Here is a 12725-nt window from a genome sequence, read left to right on the forward strand (position 1 = left end):
ATTTAGGAGTTCTTGGTTATGGCTATTCATGAGAAGACACTGATCGATCCTGATCGCATTCTCCAACACGATCATTTGGTCGTGGATGGTGTGGATGTGTCGGGATCTTGGAATACCATGATCTCCCCTCGTACCCTGGTGGATTACGAGCCGGATTTCGAAAAGATCATTCAGAGCTACGGCGGCGGTGAGAATGTGCATCGTTGTTGGCAGTGCGGTTCCTGCACCAATTCCTGCACTATGTACGCACAGAATGTGGACTTCAACCCGCGCTACTGGATTTACCTGATTCGCCTGGGTCTGAAGGCGGAGCTGATGAAGGATAAAGACATCATCTGGCAATGCGTGTCCTGCAACAAGTGCACCAACATCTGCCCCAAAGATGTCCGTCCCGAAGGCGTGATGAAAGCCACCGCGCACTGGCTGGAAGAGAATGGGTATACCCCCAAGACCTTATCTACCCACTTCGATGAGGAATTCACTCATCAGTGCCTGGAGTTCGGTCGCATTGAGGATACGGAAGTCATGATGGGCTTCTTCAAGCGTTCCGGCCAGCCACTCGTGCAGACCTGGATCATCAATTTCGGTAAGAATCTCAGCAAGCATATGCCTCTGGGTCAGTTGGCCAAGATGGGCCTGAACGTCGTGTTTCGTCCCAAGACCAAATCTTGGGGTCGCACCGGCGAGGTGCTTGCCGAGTACGTCAAGACGCAGAAGGAGGCCGCTCATCATGGCTAAGGTTGCTTATTACCCCGGTTGTGCCCTGGAGGGCTCTGGCGGACCCTACGACAAATCCACTCGCGTATTGGTGAAAGAGTTGGGTCTGGAGATGGAAAATCTCGAAGATTACAACTGCTGTGGGGCCATGGAGGTCAAGAATATCCACCCCATGCTGCAGACCTACATGTCTGCGCGTAACTTGGCGATCGCCAGCAAGCTCCAGGGTTGCGACACCGTTATGGCCCCCTGCAATGGTTGTTATCGCAATCTGAAGCAGACCGAATACGAGTGCGCAACCTCGGACGAGACCATGAAGACGGTTCAGGACCTCGCCGAAAAGTCTGGCGATCCGGTCTATGATGGCGACGTGCGCAGCTTGCACGCGCTGGAGTGGTTCATGGAGGAAGTCGGACCGGAGGGTATCAAGAGCCGGGTGAAGAAGAGCCTCAATGGGCTGAAAATCGCCAACTACTACGGCTGCATGTACACCCGGCCGCGGCAGATCTTCCCGGAAAAGGATCAGGGCCCCGGTTCGGAATCTTCCTACGCACCGCATTTCATGGATGATCTGCTCAATGCTGCTGGTGCCGTGGCGGTCGATTTTCCGTTGAAGACTGCCTGCTGTGGTGGTGCGCATACTTTGTCCGACTCTGACACCTCCACGCAGCTGGTGCTGAACATCCTGCAAGCTGCGGAAGATGCCGGGGCCGAAGTTATTGCCACCGAGTGTCCGACCTGTCATTCCGGTCTGGAAATGCATCAGGTGCGCGCGGAAGTGGAGTTTGGCATTAAATCGAACGTCAAGGTCATCTACTTCACCCAGCTGCTGGGCTTGGCCATGGGACTCTCACCGCGAAAAGTCGGTATCCCCGACAACGTCAGTGACTCCATGGATCTCCTTGCTGCTAAAGGGATTGTCTGACCGAGTTGCGAAATGCGCCCCCTGATCGGGGGCGTTTTTTTTCGTCGCAGCATATAACGAGGAACAGGCCATGGAATGTAACGGGTGTGAATTTCGCGCCGAGCTCTACTATGACAAGGAAAGTCAGGTCTGGGCGCGACGTGAGGATGATGGCACGCTCACCGTGGGCATGACCGACATTTCCCAATCCATCGCCGGCAAGATTCTGCATGTGCGCGTGCGCCGCCCCGGTACGCGGCGACCCATCGGCAAGCCAGTTGCCACCATTGAAAGTGGGAAATGGGCCGGTCCGGTTCCCAATGTCTTCGACTGTGTGATCGAACTTGCCAACGAGGATGTGCTGGAAGACCCTAACCTCCTCAATATCGAACCCTACGAAGCCTGGATTGCCCGTGTGCGTCCGGTGGCGAGTCTGGAGGTCGCGTTGAAGGACATGGTAACCGGCGATGCCGCCTTCGAGATGTACAAGGCGCGCTGTCTGCGGGACGACATCCACTGTGAGCGGGGAATGCGATGAGCAGTCACTATCTGGAAGATGACGAAGAGAAGACCGTGGTCATTGTCATGACCAGCGGCCCGAGCACGGCGCATCGTTGTGCGACGCCGTTTTATCTGGGGTCCTTGTTGTCATCTATGGATGCAGAGGTTAAGATTTTTTGCACCATGGAGGCGGTCAAGCTCATGGAGAAAGGTGTTGCCGAGAACATGGCAGCCATGGAAGGTGGCAAACGCATCATCGAATTCATTCGGGATGCGAAAAATGCCGGAGCGGAGCTCTATGTATGTCGCCCCGCGTTGCCCGGATATGCCATGGAAGAGACGGGCCTGATCGATGAGGTCGACCACGTAGCTTCAGCCGGGGATCTGGCCGACCTCATTCTGTCGGTCGATCGCTTGTTATTTTTTTGAGGGATTTATCTCTAACTGGATTTTTCCGTACACCCTAAGGAGGGCATTATGGGTACCGTTCGTGGTTGTGAAATTCCTGAAGATCTGATGTACAACGTCGAAAATAACGTGTGGCTGCGCAAGGAAGACGATGGCAGTGTGACCATCGGCATGACCGCCTATGCCTGCGCCCTGGCCGGCCAGATTGTTTCCTACACCCCGAAGGCTGCGGGCAAGGACATCAAAAAAGACAAGTCGGCCGCCACCGTAGAATCTGGAAAATGGGTAGGTCCGTTGAAGAGCCCGGTCAGCGGTACGGTCACCGCGAGCAATGATGAGGTCGCCAAGGACCCGGGTCTGATCAACAAGGATCCGTACGGCAGCGGCTGGATTGCCAAGCTGAATCCGGCGGATTTCGCTGGCGACTCTGGTGAGCTCAAGACCGGAGCAGATGCCCTGGCGGCATTCGAAGAGAAGATGAACGCTGACGGCTTCGGCGGCTGCTAAGATTTCTCTTGCTTTCGCTCAGCGGCCGCCTCGGTGGCCGCTGAAGTCTTTTTACTGACGCAGGACGGACGAACTCATGAATCCATGGTTGGACGCTGTTTCCCAGGTAGAGGCCCTTGAAGACTTGCAACTCGATACCAATCTGGTTGCGTCGATGCGCGAGCGTTGGCAGGGACTCTCGGGCAGTCAGGTCGGACGGATGAACTTCTATACTCCATCGTTTCGGCATCATGAAACTTCCGAACTGTCCACCACGAGCTGCGGCAAAAATGCTTTCCCGGCCATTTCCATCACTGGTGGTGATTGCAAGCTGCAATGTGACCATTGCAAGGCCAAAATTCTCGAACCGATGATCCCCGTGCGCTCTCCCGAGGAGCTCGATCGTCTTGTCGATCAGATTGTTCTGGATGGCGGACGCGGATTATTGTTGTCGGGTGGTTCTGATCATCAGAACGTCGTTCATTATGAACCGTATTTTCCGACGGTCAGCAAGATCAAGGCGCGCTACCCCAATCTGCAGATTGCTATGCACACGGGCATCGCCACGCCAGAATTCGCCCGTGGTATGGAGGATGCCGGAGTTGACGTCGCCATGATGGACGTCATTGGCGCCCAGGATACCATTTCCCAGGTCTACCACTTGCGCCGCAGTGTCGATGATTTTGAAGCGGCGCTGGAGGCGTTGGTCGCCACCAAGATGAAGGTGGTGCCGCATATTGTCATTGGGCTCCATTATGGCGAGATGCTGGGCGAATGGAACTCCCTCGAAATCGTGCAGCGGCATCTGCCCAGCGCTCTGGTGCTGGTGGTGATCATGTCGCAGTACGCCAGCCAGAGTCGGCCCTTTGCCACCCCACCGAGCAATGAGGTTGGTAAATACTTCATGGACGCGCGTGCGAGCCTCCCGGACACCCCAGTGTTGCTCGGCTGTGCGCGACCCAGTGGTGTGCATCGCATGGAAACCGATAGCTATGCGGTGATGGCGGGGCTGAACGGCATTGCTTTCCCCTCCGATGGCATGCTGGCATTGGCCAAGCATTTGGATCGCGACGTTTTCGTTACCCCCTCCTGCTGTTCGATGATCGTCGGCGAAGAGGTTCTTGCCCTCGGCGAGGAAAGTGGGGCTATTCCATTGGATCATATCCCGGCCGCACCCAAGCGGCGTCCAGCACTGCGCGATATCCCCATTGTCGTGACCGCCTGAGTGCTGGAAGCGAAGGATCATGACTGAGCGAGAGACAGAGCGGCAGCGCGACCAGGCGCAATGGGCGGTGATCGATACCGGCCTGCGCGATGCGGACGAGAATATGGCCCTCGACCACGCCCTGATGGCCGCCGTAGCCGACGGCAGGCAAGGTGCTAGCTTCCGCTTCCTGCATTTTCGTGACTGCGCCCTACTCGGGCATCATCAGTCCCCTCGACAGGAACTCGATCTCGACTTTTGCGCCCGGGAGAGTGTGCAGGTGCAACGCCGCCTGACCGGCGGCGGGGCCATCATCTTCGATGAAACCCAGCTGGGTTGGGAGTTGGTGTGTCGGCGGGAAGACCTGCCTGCTGGGGACATGAGCTTCTTGGCGCAAGAAATCTGCGAAGCGGCGGCCCTGGGTCTGCGCCAGCTCGGTATTGATGCGCAGTTTCGTCCGCGCAACGATATCGAAGTAGAGGGGCGGAAGATCTCCGGCACCGGCGGCATCATCGATGGTCAGGTGGTGCTCTTTCAGGGCACCGTCCTGATCGATCTGGATATCCCGCGGATGCTGCGCATCCTGCGCGTGCCGCTCGAAAAGCTCGATGCCCACGCGATACAGTCGGTCGCGGACCGCGTCACGAGTCTGCGTGCCTTGCTGGGGCGGCTACCCAGTAAGTCAGAGGTCAAAGAGGCATTGGTCGAGGGTTTCCGCGCCCACTTCGCTTGGGACATGCGCGAGACGCCGATGCCCGAAGTGCTGGCGACATACCTCCCCGAGGCCTTGGCTATCGTGCGCGACCCGGAATGGCTGCAACTGCAGGATCGCCCGCGCAGTGAGCAAGCTCTCTTGCAGGCCGTGCACCGGGGTAACGGTGGCACCTTGCGTAGTGAGCTGCTCTGGGACGAGCGCGGCAAACGGATTCGGCAAATCGCCTTCAGCGGCGATTTCTTTGTCCAACCGCGGCGCGCGGTTCTGGATTTGGAGGCCGCCCTGCGCAACAGTCATATCGAAGACTTACCGCAGATCGTTGAGCGTTGGTATCACGAGACCCCTGTCGATGCATTGGGTCTGCAGCCAAGCGATTTCGTCCAGGTCGTACGCGAGGCGTTGCCATGCGCGTGATCGACTGCGACGTACTCGTGGTGGGCATGGGACCGGGGGGCGCGGCAGCGGCCCGGGTCGCCGCTGCCGCAGGTTTGCATACCATTGCCGTCGACAAGCGCAGTGAGATTGGCGTTCCAGTGCAGTGTGCCGAGTTTGTTCCCAATCCGCTTATGCGCACGGTACATGAGACGCTGTCGCGGGTGCAGGAGGTGAGCGGCATGCTCACCGTCCTGCCCTCTGGAGCCGCGGAGCATTCGGCGTTTCCCGGCCTGATGATCGACCGCGCGCGCTTTGATCAAGGCCTGGCAGAGCTCGCCGAAGCCGCGGGGGCAACGATCTGGCGACGCACCCAATTCCGCTCCTGGGATGGTGAGCTTGCCGTAGTGCAGCGCGACGGCGAGAGCATCGCCCTACGCCCACGTTTTCTTCTTGGCGCTGACGGGCCCCATAGTGCCGTAGCGGTAGCTCTCGGTCTGGAGGATCAGGCGGTGGTCTTCACCCGCCAATACACCGTGCCACTCCTGCAGGAATACTTTGATACCGACATCTTCCTCTCCGATGCCTTTCCCGGTGGCTATGCTTGGCTCTTTCCCCGTGGCGCGGTGGCGAATTTGGGGCTGGGGGCGGATCGTCGTTTCGAGAGCAACCTCAAGGTACCTCTGGAGACTCTGCACCAGCAGATGCAGGAGCGCGGTATCGTTGGAGCAGAGATCCTTGGGCGCACCGGAGGTGCGATTCCGGTGGGGGGAATCCGCCCCATGGTACATGCGCGGGCCCTGTTGCTGGGAGATGCTGCAGGTCTGACGCATCCCATTACCGGCGCCGGCATCCCGGCGGCAGTCATCAGCGGCGAAGCCGCCGGGCGGGCGACCGTCGCTTGGCTGGCAGGTGATACGGATGCCCTCGAAGAGTACGCAGAGGATATGACGGACCAATTCGGTCCGGCGCTCCAGCGCGCCGTACAGCGGCGGCGCGAACTGGAAGCCGTCTGGCGCAAGCCGGCGGCACAGGAGGATCGCGTGATGCGGTCTGGATGGATTGCTTTTGAGGAATATTTTGCCGCCTGAGGGCGGATTGTCGAGGAGGATGTCCCATGAGTGCGGTAGCCCCGGAAACCAATCAACCCCTGAACTTCTATCGGCCCGATTACTTCGTCAAGACGCCGGCCATGCGGTCTCCCGACTATGTGCAGTTGAGCACGGCGGCAGCCATCACCCTGGGACTCATTCCCGGGGTGATGCACCGCACCAGCTGCACCCATTGCCTGAATCTGTTGATGACCTATCCCGAAGGTTGTCGCGCCAACTGCACCTACTGCGGTCTGGCCCGGCATCGGGAGGAAAGCCGCGACTACGCCGACCGTAACTTCATCCGTGTCGACTGGCCGACGGTTCGGGTGGACGAGATGCTGGAGCGGATTGCCGCCAACAGTGACAAGGGACAGTTCGAGCGCATGTGCATCAGCATGATCACCCACCCCGATTCCGACTACGATACCCAAGTGGTGCTCAAGCGGTGGATGGAGGCGGCGCCGCATATTCCGGTGTCGATCCTGTCCAACCCCACGACCATGGAGAAACAGGACCTCATCACCCTGAAAGAGCTGGGTGCGGATATCTTCACCGTGGCTCTCGATGCGGTCACCCCGGAAATCTTCGAACGCACCCGCGGCAAGACCGTGCAAAGCCCCCATTCCTGGGACAAGTATTGGCAGGCGATCGAGTGGGCTGCCGAGATCTACGGGCCGGAGAAGTTTGGTGCTCATCTGATCTGTGGCATGGGCGAGACCGAGCAGGAAATCCTGCAGGTTTGCCAGCGGATGAAGGATATGGGCGGGCACAACCACATGTTTGCCTTCTTCCCGGAAAAGGGCTCGATGATGGAAGATTGGGATCCGGTACCGCAGGACCAGTGGCGGCGGGTGCAGTTGGGTCGCTTTCTCATTGATTATGCTGGTGGTCGTTTTGAAGACATGAGCTTTGATGAGTATGGTCGGGTGGCAGACTTTGGCTTCCCGCAGGCGGAACTCGAGGACATTATCGACTCGGGCAAGCCCTTCCAGACTTCCGGTTGCCCGGGTAAGGATGACGAAGAGGTGAGCGCCTGCAATCGTCCCTATGGGGACTCTTCGCCGTCCGACATCCGCTCCTTCCCCTTCGTCCTCAACAAGCAGGATGTGGAGATCGTGCGGCGTCAGATGCGCCTGAAGGACCTGCAGTTCCCCGGTTGATCTGGATCTCTGCGAAAGGGGCCCGAGTGGCCCCTTTTTCGTTTCATTAGAATGTTATGATAAGAAATATCATCAAATCACAGTATTTTCTCTTTTGATCGAAGCGAAAAAACTTTGATTGTGACGGTTCTTGCAACACTTTGTTCTATCCGCCACAATCAAAACACGTTTTGACAACAGAGGGCGAGGAAGTGAAGAAGACGAAAATTTTGGGCTATGCAGTTGCCGCGGCCATCGCTGCTGCGGGTTTTTCCAGCAATGCTTTCGCCACCAACGGCTATCAGTTGATCGGTGTGGGGCAGTATGCGGTAGGTATGGGTGGTGCGGTTGTCGCCGCTCCTGATGATCCTCTGTCTGCTGCCATCAGTAATCCGGCAGGTCTGGCCCTGATGCGGCCGCAGGCGGCCTTCTCTGCCGAGGTATTCAATCCGACCCGCAAGACCAATATGGGTTTTGGGGAAATTGGTAGCCACAGTAATGTTTATGGCATCCCTGCGATCGGTTGGGTGGCTCCGGCTTTTGGCGACGGGATCGTATTCGGTGGCGGTGTCTACGGTACATCTGGCTTGGGTGTGAATTATCTGCAAAACGTTGCTCCTAATCCGCAAGGCCTCCCTTATGGTGGATACGCGCAGGCTTACAGCAGCATCACGTTCATTCAGATGGCTCCCTCGCTTGCTATGAAGGTGAATTCCCATTTGGCAGTTGGTGCTTCTCTGAATATCGCGGCAGAGCAGGGGTCTTTCCAACAAACATTGACCCAGTTTGCACCTGCTACGGTGATGCAGCCTGGTGTTGGTCCGATCAGTACTGTAGTTCCCGTCACGTCGGGTGTTAATCTTTCTACTCCTTCTTGGGCCTATGGAGTCGGTCTTACCATCGGGGCCTTGTACAAGGTTAACGATATGGTCACCTTGGGCGCGACGTACAAGTCGCCCATGATTTTTACTCCAATGACTTTTCAGGGCGGGGCACAAGTCGCTCCCAACGGTACTCCCGGTAACCCAGGTCAGTACAGTGGTCATTTGAACTATCCCCAGCAGATCGCTCTGGGCATGGCGATTCGGCCCATTCGTCAATGGCTGATTAGTGTAGAGGGACAATGGATCAACTGGCACAACACCCTCAATACTTTCAATATCTATGGCCCATGGCAAGGCACAAATGTAGAAGCGTTGCCTCTGAACTGGCGTAACCAGTGGGTTGCCAACTTTGGTACCCAGTATGATGTAAACGACTGGCTGCAGGTCCGTGCTGGTTATGCCTGGGGATCCAACCCGGTGCCGAACAACAGTAACGCGATTGCTGCCAACACCATCTTCCCGGCTGTTGTCCAGAATGCCATCACCTTTGGTGCCACGCAGAAACTGGGGATGGGCTGGAAGCTGACGGAAGCGTACATGCACGAGTTTGCCAATACCATGACCGGCGCGCCTGGATCGGCCCCCTTTGCGTACTATGGCGATCAGCAGGCTGCTGCGTCCTCGACCCTGGCCGAGAATTCCTACGGCGTCCAGGTCGGCTACGACTTCTAAGACTCTTACCCCTCCTCAAGGGTACGGGGGAGACGCAAGTCTCCCCCTTTTTGCGTTCTACGGGCTTGCATCGAGGGCCGGCAGGCCAGACACTAGGCAGCAGTGGATACACGAGGAGCCTATGAAGACCATACCGATTGCCGATGTCAGTACCCTTAAGAACGAACTCAACAAATACAAGAAGGGTAAGAAGCTCGAAATTCCCCGTTTCAACCAGCTGGCGCGTATGGGCTATCTGGGACGCCTGATCATGACGCCTCTCGACCCCGAAGATCCTGCGTGTAAGTCTTATTTGGTACATATACAGGAGCCGCAGGGGTTGGCCGCCCATTTCATCGAACTCGATGAAGACTTGATCGATGCCATCTTGATCCTCGATGGCGAGCAGGCGATGGCCATTGCTGCCATCATGCAGCAGGGCGTGCAGGATCGCGCCCGCTGGCACGAGGAGCTCAACGAGCGCGATTTCTACTTTTCCTCGTTTTACCGGCCTAAGGAGCGCGCCGAGTAGAGTCGAGCATCGTGCTCGCAGAGCAAAGGAAACTGCGCTGGCTGGATCTCGGGCATTTGACTGCCGAGGAGCTGCATCAGTCCTATCAGGCCCTGGCAGAGGCGCGCCGTGCCGATGATCCTGCGTTCCTTGTGCTGGCGACGGCCGATGCGCATCTGAGCCTCGGTGCTGCTCAGGCTGCCTCCGCGGAGCTGAATGAGGCTGCTTGCGCATCCATAGCTGTCCTGCAGCGGCCTCTCGGCGGTGGGTTGGTCTGGGTGGAGCCGGCACATCTGAATTACTTTCTCCTGGCTACCCCAGATGTGCAGTGTCGGCGTCCGGAGGACTTGCTGGCGCGGCTGGCGCCCTCCATTCAAGCCGTTCATGCGCAGTATGGTTTGCCAGTGAAGCTCGCGGCGGGGCAGGAGTTTCGCTGTCGCGGGCGACGCATTGGCAGTACTGGTGCTGCTACCATCGGTAAGAGTCTGGTGCTGGCCGGGAGTTTTCTGCTGCAGACTGACTGGCATCCCTTTGTTGCCAGTGTCGCCGCGCCGTCACCCGGGTTCCGCAATACCCTGGCGCGCGCCCTGTCCGCCTCCCTCACCAGCTGGGAAACTGAGCTAGGGCTCAAGTTAATGCCCAGCCATGCCGATCTGCAGAGTACGTGGAAGGCGCAACTGCTGGCCCAGGGCTGGCAGATTTTTGAGGAGGAGCTCCACGCCAGCGAGCGTGCCGCATGGCAGCAGGTAGAATGGGAGCCTATGGATTGGCAGAGCCAGGGCCGCCGGCGGGTACGCAATGGTATCAAGCTGCGCGCTGGGGCATTCCTCACCGAACAACACTGGCCGGATGCCTGGCTGCGTGTCTGGACGGAAGACGGTTGCTATCGGGAAGTGGAGAGCGATGCCTGGCCGCCGGAGCTCAGTTGGGCCCTGGCTGGCGTTGCTGCTCGGTCTCCCTTGCTGGCCAGCCTCTTGGATGGCTATCTGGGTAGCAGCGCCAGGCTGTGGCAGCAACGACTGGAAGAACTTTCCGTCTGGTCCGATCAATGAAGAACAGGAGAATGGGATGCCGAGTATCGAAGATCGTTTACGTAAACGTCTGATATGGATGACGAGCGATGAGGAAATGCTTGATCTCGCGCGTGACAGTCTGCCAGCAGAGTGGTCGCTGACTGCAGCTCTGGCGGTGGAAGATTTTGACGATTGGCAGGAGATCCTGCTGCATCGTTTTCTGGTGTTGGATTTGGGAGACCCGGCGATCGATCACGCGGTGATCGACGAAATCCGTCGTGAACACCAGCTGAATATCCCCATTTTCTGCTATGGGGGCAGCGAAGAAGACCGGCTGGCTGCCCGCTCGGCGCGGGCCGACCGCTTCTTCAATCAGGATGAAATCCTACAGAAACTGCCGGAATTCGTGCGCCAATTTTCCTGGTAACGCAGTCAGTGCCCGTCACTAGGCGGGCACCGCAGTCGATCAGCCAACCTTGGCGTGCGCCTCGGTGTCGAGGAGCAGCTCGTGGCTTTCGCTCTGTCCGTCGCTGGAAACCGTCAGGGTGGCAACCCGCACGCCCGCATCCTTGAAGGTCAGCTCGTAGGAGAACATGCCGGGCAACTCTACATTGCTCTCTTTCAGGGTCTTGCCTTCGCAGGTCAGGCTCACCTTGGCGCTGCCTTGCCCGTCGAGCATGGCTTGGATGCGAAAGGGATGACCCACCACGCGACGATAGACCTGCGGGTCACGATTGGTGTTGTACTGCAGGTTGTTCAGTTTGACCATCTTGACGAGTGTCTTGCTCATGAAAGCCCCTTTTCCGTGCATAAAATCCATTATGGATGTCGATAGGTAAAACACGCTTATCCTAGACGAAGCAGAGGAAAAAAGGTAGCTTAAAGCAAGGCGAGAGGAGTTCTCATGTACGACAAAACCCTGACGCTGGCGCGTCTGGACGCGGCGCAAGCTCGTATCGAGGCGCTTGGGCGCAATGCTGCAAATCACGAGTTTTCTGCAAATCTGCAGGAAGGCATGGCGATTGCGAGCGACATATTGCAGGCGTTGCTGGCATCCGAAGGCAAAGAATCCGATCCGGATGCGGATCTGCTCGCGCTCTGGAAAACCCTGGTGAAGGGGCAACCGCACTGGAATACCATCCGCGATAATTGCCGCGAACTGGTGTATTACCAGAATTGTCTGGCAATGGATCGCGTAGATGCCTTGCCGCCGCAACCGCAAAAAATGCTGTTACACACCCTGCGCCATTTATATCTATATGCCCGCAGCCATGCCGAACAATCGCAAGAGGAGACATCATGAGTCGGAGCAGCCACGGCGACAATGCCCTGCGCTATATCAGCGAAGAACCGTTTTACCAGCCGGTGGGAAATGAGCTGGGGATCTTCATGGCGGCCTGGGGGCGGCGCCTGCCGGTCATGCTCAAGGGGCCGACGGGCTGTGGCAAGACCCGTTTTCTCGAGCACATGGCATGGCGCCTCAAGCGCCCGCTGATCACCGTAGCCTGTCATGAGGATCTGACCAGCTCGGACCTGGTGGGACGTTTTCTGATCGAAGGTGACGAAACCGTTTGGCAGGACGGTCCTCTCACCCGCGCGGTGCGTGAGGGCGCCATCTGTTATCTGGATGAAGTCGTCGAGGCGCGCACCGACACCACCGTCGTCATCCATCCCCTGACCGACCATCGCCGTCATCTGCCCATCGATAAACTGGGGACGGAACTCAGCGCGCATCCCGATTTTTTGTTGGTGATTTCCTACAATCCCGGTTACCAGACGGTGCTGAAGGATCTCAAACCTTCCACCAAGCAGCGTTTTGTCGGAATGAACTTCACCTACCCCCCCGCAGAGCTGGAAGCGCAGATCGTGATGCGGGAGTCGGGGCTGGATGCCGAGCGCTCCAGCAAGCTGGTGCAGGGAGCGGCCAAGGCTCGCAATCTCAAGGATCAGGGTCTGCAAGAGGTCACCTCTACCCGTGCTCTGGTCTATGCCGGTACCCTGATGGCGGCGGGGCTGGCCCCCCTCGAAGCAATCGAGGCCGCCATCATCAGCCCGCAGACAGACGATCCCGAACTCGCCGCGGCGCTGACGGAAATCTTTACCACCTTCTTCGGCGCCTGAGGCCG

Annotated in this window: 16 protein-coding genes; 15 read left to right on the top strand and 1 reads right to left on the bottom strand. The window is 58.0% G+C overall.

Annotated features, from left to right (window positions below):
• Window positions 1–18 precede the first annotated feature (18 nt).
• The 13 genes from ACQAYK_RS02425 (at window position 19) to ACQAYK_RS02485 (ending at window position 11026) form a co-directional block, all read left to right on the top strand.
• Entirely contained in the window at window positions 19–738 is a 720-nt protein-coding gene (locus ACQAYK_RS02425; RefSeq protein ID WP_215872344.1) for a 4Fe-4S dicluster domain-containing protein, read from the top strand.
• A complete protein-coding gene (locus ACQAYK_RS02430) occupies window positions 731–1642 on the top strand; it encodes a CoB--CoM heterodisulfide reductase iron-sulfur subunit B family protein (RefSeq protein WP_215872343.1) in 912 nt (303 codons plus the stop codon). The genes ACQAYK_RS02425 and ACQAYK_RS02430 overlap by 8 nt, the downstream gene beginning before the upstream one ends.
• Window positions 1643–1712: 70 nt before the next feature.
• A complete protein-coding gene (locus ACQAYK_RS02435; RefSeq protein ID WP_215872342.1) occupies window positions 1713–2159 on the top strand; it encodes a biotin/lipoyl attachment domain-containing protein in 447 nt (148 codons plus the stop codon).
• Window positions 2156–2551 (top strand): DsrE family protein, encoded by a 396-nt coding sequence (locus ACQAYK_RS02440; protein ID WP_215872341.1) that lies wholly within the window; start codon window positions 2156–2158, stop codon window positions 2549–2551. The genes ACQAYK_RS02435 and ACQAYK_RS02440 overlap by 4 nt, the downstream gene beginning before the upstream one ends.
• Before the next feature lie 48 nt (window positions 2552–2599).
• Window positions 2600–3037: a glycine cleavage system protein H gene (locus tag ACQAYK_RS02445; protein WP_215872340.1), complete on the top strand. Its 438-nt coding sequence runs from the start codon at window positions 2600–2602 to the stop codon at window positions 3035–3037.
• 76 nt (window positions 3038–3113) lie between these two features.
• Window positions 3114–4241: a radical SAM protein gene (locus ACQAYK_RS02450; RefSeq protein WP_215872339.1), complete on the top strand. Its 1128-nt coding sequence runs from the start codon at window positions 3114–3116 to the stop codon at window positions 4239–4241.
• Between the two features lie 19 nt (window positions 4242–4260).
• The gene (locus ACQAYK_RS02455) at window positions 4261–5349 is read left to right on the top strand and encodes a lipoate--protein ligase family protein (RefSeq protein WP_215872338.1); all 1089 of its coding nucleotides are present in this window, start codon (window positions 4261–4263) and stop codon (window positions 5347–5349) included.
• A complete protein-coding gene (locus ACQAYK_RS02460) occupies window positions 5340–6398 on the top strand; it encodes a geranylgeranyl reductase family protein (protein WP_215872337.1) in 1059 nt (352 codons plus the stop codon). Before ACQAYK_RS02455 ends, ACQAYK_RS02460 begins: the two co-directional genes overlap by 10 nt.
• 26 nt (window positions 6399–6424) lie before the next feature.
• Window positions 6425–7561: a radical SAM protein gene (locus ACQAYK_RS02465; RefSeq protein ID WP_215872336.1), complete on the top strand. Its 1137-nt coding sequence runs from the start codon at window positions 6425–6427 to the stop codon at window positions 7559–7561.
• A gap of 140 nt (window positions 7562–7701) precedes the next feature.
• Window positions 7702–9096 (top strand): OmpP1/FadL family transporter, encoded by a 1395-nt coding sequence (locus ACQAYK_RS02470; protein WP_483167780.1) that lies wholly within the window; start codon window positions 7702–7704, stop codon window positions 9094–9096.
• A 121-nt stretch (window positions 9097–9217) separates the two neighbouring features.
• Entirely contained in the window at window positions 9218–9607 is a 390-nt protein-coding gene (locus tag ACQAYK_RS02475; protein WP_215872334.1) for a hypothetical protein, read from the top strand.
• Window positions 9608–9618: 11 nt separating this feature from the next.
• Window positions 9619–10638, top strand: a complete 1020-nt coding sequence (locus tag ACQAYK_RS02480; RefSeq protein ID WP_255790085.1) for a lipoyl protein ligase domain-containing protein — start codon at window positions 9619–9621, stop codon at window positions 10636–10638.
• 16 nt (window positions 10639–10654) lie between these two features.
• Window positions 10655–11026: a hypothetical protein gene (locus tag ACQAYK_RS02485; protein ID WP_215872333.1), complete on the top strand. Its 372-nt coding sequence runs from the start codon at window positions 10655–10657 to the stop codon at window positions 11024–11026.
• Between the two features lie 39 nt (window positions 11027–11065).
• Here the strand turns inward: ACQAYK_RS02485 and ACQAYK_RS02490 are convergent, their stop codons facing one another.
• On the bottom strand, window positions 11066–11389 hold the full coding sequence (locus ACQAYK_RS02490) for a hypothetical protein (protein ID WP_215872332.1): 324 nt from the start codon (window positions 11387–11389) through the stop codon (window positions 11066–11068).
• Window positions 11390–11503: 114 nt separating this feature from the next.
• Between ACQAYK_RS02490 and ACQAYK_RS02495 the strand changes: the two genes are divergently transcribed.
• Together ACQAYK_RS02495 and ACQAYK_RS02500 are read left to right on the top strand one after the other, a co-directional pair.
• The gene (locus tag ACQAYK_RS02495; protein ID WP_215872331.1) at window positions 11504–11902 is read left to right on the top strand and encodes a hypothetical protein; all 399 of its coding nucleotides are present in this window, start codon (window positions 11504–11506) and stop codon (window positions 11900–11902) included.
• Window positions 11899–12720, top strand: a complete 822-nt coding sequence (locus ACQAYK_RS02500) for a CbbQ/NirQ/NorQ/GpvN family protein (RefSeq protein ID WP_215872330.1) — start codon at window positions 11899–11901, stop codon at window positions 12718–12720. The genes ACQAYK_RS02495 and ACQAYK_RS02500 overlap by 4 nt, the downstream gene beginning before the upstream one ends.
• The last annotated feature ends 5 nt before the right edge of the window (window positions 12721–12725 follow it).

Source organism: Acidithiobacillus sp. AC3 (assembly GCF_050261095.1).
Taxonomy (GTDB): domain Bacteria; phylum Pseudomonadota; class Gammaproteobacteria; order Acidithiobacillales; family Acidithiobacillaceae; genus Igneacidithiobacillus; species Igneacidithiobacillus copahuensis.

Coding starts and splice junctions, on each gene's coding strand:
- ACQAYK_RS02490 (WP_215872332.1), bottom strand. CDS start 11,389: ATGAGCAAGACACTCGTCAAGATGGTCAAACTGAACAACCTGCAGTAC.
- ACQAYK_RS02500 (WP_215872330.1), top strand. CDS start 11,899: ATGAGTCGGAGCAGCCACGGCGACAATGCCCTGCGCTATATCAGCGAA.
- ACQAYK_RS02460 (WP_215872337.1), top strand. CDS start 5,340: ATGCGCGTGATCGACTGCGACGTACTCGTGGTGGGCATGGGACCGGGG.
- ACQAYK_RS02440 (WP_215872341.1), top strand. CDS start 2,156: ATGAGCAGTCACTATCTGGAAGATGACGAAGAGAAGACCGTGGTCATT.
- ACQAYK_RS02435 (WP_215872342.1), top strand. CDS start 1,713: ATGGAATGTAACGGGTGTGAATTTCGCGCCGAGCTCTACTATGACAAG.
- ACQAYK_RS02455 (WP_215872338.1), top strand. CDS start 4,261: ATGACTGAGCGAGAGACAGAGCGGCAGCGCGACCAGGCGCAATGGGCG.
- ACQAYK_RS02475 (WP_215872334.1), top strand. CDS start 9,218: ATGAAGACCATACCGATTGCCGATGTCAGTACCCTTAAGAACGAACTC.
- ACQAYK_RS02445 (WP_215872340.1), top strand. CDS start 2,600: ATGGGTACCGTTCGTGGTTGTGAAATTCCTGAAGATCTGATGTACAAC.
- ACQAYK_RS02450 (WP_215872339.1), top strand. CDS start 3,114: ATGAATCCATGGTTGGACGCTGTTTCCCAGGTAGAGGCCCTTGAAGAC.
- ACQAYK_RS02425 (WP_215872344.1), top strand. CDS start 19: ATGGCTATTCATGAGAAGACACTGATCGATCCTGATCGCATTCTCCAA.
- ACQAYK_RS02430 (WP_215872343.1), top strand. CDS start 731: ATGGCTAAGGTTGCTTATTACCCCGGTTGTGCCCTGGAGGGCTCTGGC.
- ACQAYK_RS02495 (WP_215872331.1), top strand. CDS start 11,504: ATGTACGACAAAACCCTGACGCTGGCGCGTCTGGACGCGGCGCAAGCT.
- ACQAYK_RS02485 (WP_215872333.1), top strand. CDS start 10,655: ATGCCGAGTATCGAAGATCGTTTACGTAAACGTCTGATATGGATGACG.
- ACQAYK_RS02465 (WP_215872336.1), top strand. CDS start 6,425: ATGAGTGCGGTAGCCCCGGAAACCAATCAACCCCTGAACTTCTATCGG.